At 41.4% G+C, this 4,080-nt stretch carries 4 protein-coding genes; 3 read left to right on the top strand and 1 reads right to left on the bottom strand.

Features of this window, described 5'->3' with window-relative positions:
* The first annotated feature begins 87 nt into the window (after positions 1 to 87).
* The 3 genes from HN459_09560 to HN459_09550 are packed head-to-tail and all read left to right on the top strand — an operon-like array spanning position 88 to position 2,530.
* Positions 88 to 1,548, top strand: coding sequence for an alpha-L-fucosidase (locus HN459_09560; GenBank protein ID MBT3479686.1), 1,461 nt, complete (start codon positions 88 to 90; stop codon positions 1,546 to 1,548).
* 20 nt (positions 1,549 to 1,568) lie between these two features.
* A complete protein-coding gene (locus HN459_09555; GenBank protein MBT3479685.1) occupies positions 1,569 to 1,910 on the top strand; it encodes a bleomycin resistance family protein in 342 nt (113 codons plus the stop codon).
* Positions 1,907 to 2,530, top strand: coding sequence for a copper homeostasis protein CutC (locus HN459_09550; protein MBT3479684.1), 624 nt, complete (start codon positions 1,907 to 1,909; stop codon positions 2,528 to 2,530). Before HN459_09555 ends, HN459_09550 begins: the two co-directional genes overlap by 4 nt.
* Here the strand turns inward: HN459_09550 and metG are convergent.
* Positions 2,527 to 4,080: methionine--tRNA ligase (gene metG / locus HN459_09545; GenBank protein MBT3479683.1), on the bottom strand; the 1,554-nt coding region annotated here is incomplete at its 5' end. The genes HN459_09550 and metG overlap by 4 nt on opposite strands.

The raw sequence follows: 4,080 nt of genomic DNA, 5'->3' as shown, positions 1-4,080 counted from the left end.
GATTACTTTCAGATCATTATCCAGTTATGGCTAAGTTTGAATTGCAATAAAGACATATTCAATTCCCAAATATCACTACAAGAACCCATGCGAAAAATAAAATTAATACCATTTTTCATTGCTTTAACCGCCACTATTTTTGCCCAACATGATGAAGGGCGTTATGTGCCAGAAACCGATCCCCTCGTCTTAAAAAAATTGGACCAGTGGCAAAATATGAAATTCGGACTGCTCATGCATTGGGGGCCTTACAGCCAGTGGGGCGTGGTGGAATCGTGGTCCATCTGTGCCGAGGATGAAGGCTGGTGTGTGCGCAAAAAAGGTACCACTCCGGACGATTATGGTCAGTACAAGCAAGAGTATGAAAAACTGGCAACCACATTCAATCCTGTCCATTTTAACCCGGATAAATGGGCCAAAGCCGCCAAGAATGCAGGCATGAAATACGTGGTATTTACGACAAAGCATCACGATGGATTTTCCATGTTCGATTCCAAATATACGGACTACAAAATCACCTCCCGTTCCGTTCCGTTTAGCAAACATCCAAAATCCAACATTGCAAAAGAAATCTTTACTTCATTCCGGAAAGAGGGATTGTGGACGGGTGCTTACTTCTCAAAACCGGACTGGAATCATACGAATTACTGGTGGCCCAATTTTGCCACGCCGGACCGCAATGTAAATTATGATCCTGCGCTTTACCCTGAACGGTGGGAAAAATATGTGAACTTTACCCATAGTCAGATTGTGGAATTAATGACTGATTATGGCGATATGGATATCCTCTGGCTGGATGGCGGATGGGTGGCCAAACAATCCGACGAAGATATTAAAAACTGGTATGCAAAGATGTTGAGCAATAGTGAGACGGGTTTTATAAAGCGACGTGTTGTGAGCCAAGATATACGCATGGATGAGCTTGTGACAAAAGTTCGAAAAGTTCAGCCGGGGTTAATTGTAGTAGATCGGGCAGTACCGGGGAAAAACCAAAATTACCTTACACCAGAAAATCGCGTGCCTGAAAAAACGCTGCCTTACCCTTGGGAGTCATGTATAATCTCCGGCGGCGGTTGGTCGTGGGTGCCGGATCCTAAATATATGAGTGGCCGAAATCTGGTCCACATGCTTGTGGATATCGTAGCTAAGGGTGGGAATCTTCTCCTGAATGTGGCCCCCGGCCCAGATGGGAAATGGCATGATGAAGCTTACGCTTTGCTGGGAGAAATGGGCGAATGGATGGCTGTGAACCATGAAGCCATTTATGGCACGGAAGCACTTTTACCCTATAAAGAAGGACAAATCTGCCTAACCCAAAAGGACGGAAATCAATATTTCATCTACTTGGCTGAAGAAGGAGAAGCCATGCCTTCTACAATTGATTTTAATTCATTCTCGCCAGAAAAGGGAAAAACAGTTTCGTTGCTCGGCTTCAGGAGTTCAATAAAGTGGATGAAGAAAAAAGGTGGTTTTACCATCACCATTCCGGAAAAGGTTAGAAATAATCCACCTTCAAAATATGCCTGGGTATTTAAGATAAGCAAATGACACTGAAAAATTTATCCCCCATGTTCTATACGGAGTCGATTGATGAAACGGTACAATTCTATTGCAATATTTTGGGCTTTGAATGTGACCACAATAATCCGACCTTGGAATGGGCCTCAGTGAAAAAGGATGATGTAGAAATCATGTTCTGCCTCCCCAACTTCCACATCCCTTTTGAGAAACCACAATTCACCGGTTCCATTTATATCAAAAGTGATGATGTGGATTCTGTATGGGCATCCGTAAAAGATAAAACTCAGACTTGTTACCCCTTGGAGGATTTTGATTACGGTATGCGGGAGTTCGCCATTTTTGATAATAATGGCTATTTGATTCAATTCGGCCAGTCTATAGCTTCATGATTAAAGAAGCTTGCGTCGAAACTTTAGGGGAAGCTCTTTCCGCAGAACTGAATGGTGCGGATCGAATTGAGCTCTGCTCACGTCTAGATTTAGATGGCCTAACACCCGATACAGATCTGATTCAAAAAACAATTTCATCCCTTTCCATACTAGTCAAGGCAATGATTCGTCCACGCGGCGGTAATTTTGTTTATACTGAGAATGAGCTTATATCAATGGAAAGTGAAATTGACCAATGCAAATTAATGGGTGTAACCGAAGTGGTCCTTGGTGTTTTGAATCAACAGAATAAAATTAATGTGGAAGCAACGGCAAGACTTTCCAAGCGAGCCCATCCAATGAAAGTAACATTTCACAAAGCGATCGATGAATCGCCAAACATATTATTCGAATTGGAAAAATTGAAATCGATTCCAGAAGTTACCAGTGTATTAACCTCTGGTGGCCATACCACAGCAGAAGATGGAAAAGACGTTCTAATAAAAATGATTCAAATAGCCAAAGATCAATTGACTATTATCCCAGCGGGGCGAATTACAAATCAAAATTTACAAAAAATACATGAATCAATCGGCGCCTCGGAATACCACGGTCGGCGAATCGTGGGAAAACTCAGTTAATAGACTCGCATTCCACTGGCTACCTTGTCCCCATCAATCGTAATCAAGGTGAGATTTTTCCCTTTTGAAGCCACTAAAAGCATACCGTAAGATTCGATTCCAAAAATTATGGCCGGCTTAAGGTTTGTAACCACAACAATCATTTTCCCAATCAGTTCTTCAGGTGTATAATGTTGGGCAATACCAGAAATAATCTGACGTTTTTCTTTCCCAACTTCAATCTGTAATTTTAATAATTTATCAGCACCATCTACTTTTTCAGCTTCCAGAACTTTAGCTGTTTTAAGCTCCACATTTTGGAACTCATCAAACGTAATCACATTGTCCGGTTCAACTTTCTTTTTCTCAGGCTGACTTGCTTTTTCTAGTTTCTTAGCATCAATCCTCGGGAATAGAACTTCATGCCGTTTTAAATCTTTTCCTGCTGTTAATCCACCCCAATCTAAACCGGAATTCTCAGCGCCAAATGTTTCTAAAATAATCTGGGTTCGATTCGGCATCACAGGCGCCAATAATTTGGCACTAATTCGTAACGCTTCTGCGGCAGTAAATAGCACTTTCCCGGCTGCTTCCGAATCAACCTTAGCCAATTTCCATGGTGCCATGGTTTCCATATACTTGTTTACACTACGTACGTACTGAAGGGTTGTTTCAATGGCATCATTTACGCGCATGGATTCAATCTGATTCCATACGTCATCAACAACCTTGATACCATTTTCTTTTACCATAATACCATCATCAGAATCATCGTCCGTTTCAGGAATTTTTCCTTCAAAAAACTTTATTAGCAGATTCGAAACACGACTCAATAGATTTCCAAAATCGTTTGCCAGATCACTGTTATAACGCTTGATGAAAGATTCCATGGTGAATTTGGCATCTTGACCTAAAACCATTTCCCGCATGAGATAATAACGAACAGGATCCACACCATATTCTTCAATCAACCCCAATGGATCCACCACATTCCCGAGAGATTTGCTCATTTTAGATTCACCGCTAAGCCACCATCCGTGGGCAAAAATTCCCTGAGGTAAAGGAAGCTTCGCGGACATGAGCATGGTGGGCCAATAAACCGAATGGGTGGTTAAGATATCTTTTCCGATAAGATGGTAATTGGCAGGCCAGTATTTGTTGAAAGTCGCCTCATCCACATTGAAACCCGGTGCAGTTATATAATTGATAAGTGCGTCGAACCAGACATAAGTAACATAATCTGAATCAAAAGGGAGCTCGATGCCCCAATTCAGTCGCGTCTTTGGACGTGAAATGCACAGATCACCCAATGGTTGTTTTAAAAATCCCAATACTTCATTCTTCCGGTGTTCCGGCTGGATGAATTTTGTATTCTCGTTAATATGATCAATGAGAGTCTGTTGATATTTGGACATCTTAAAAAAGTAATTCTTTTCCTTCAGCTTTTTAATGTCCCGAAATTCACCCGACTCGGCTTCTTTTTCTGTAATGAATCGTTCTTCAGATACAGAGTATAATCCTTCGTATTCATCCTCGTAAATATCCCCATTATCATAGACTTGTTGAAGGAT

It is taken from the genome of Candidatus Neomarinimicrobiota bacterium (assembly GCA_018647265.1).
GTDB lineage: Bacteria > Fidelibacterota > Marinisomatia > Marinisomatales > TCS55 > TCS55.
This window is presented reverse-complemented; position numbering and strand designations above follow the sequence as displayed.

What these genes read in the sequence shown, in the direction of transcription:
- HN459_09560 (MBT3479686.1), top strand. Translation starts at nt 88, where the DNA reads ATGCGAAAAATAAAATTAATACCATTTTTCATTGCTTTAACCGCCACT.
- HN459_09555 (MBT3479685.1), top strand. Translation starts at nt 1,569, where the DNA reads ATGTTCTATACGGAGTCGATTGATGAAACGGTACAATTCTATTGCAAT.
- HN459_09550 (MBT3479684.1), top strand. Translation starts at nt 1,907, where the DNA reads ATGATTAAAGAAGCTTGCGTCGAAACTTTAGGGGAAGCTCTTTCCGCA.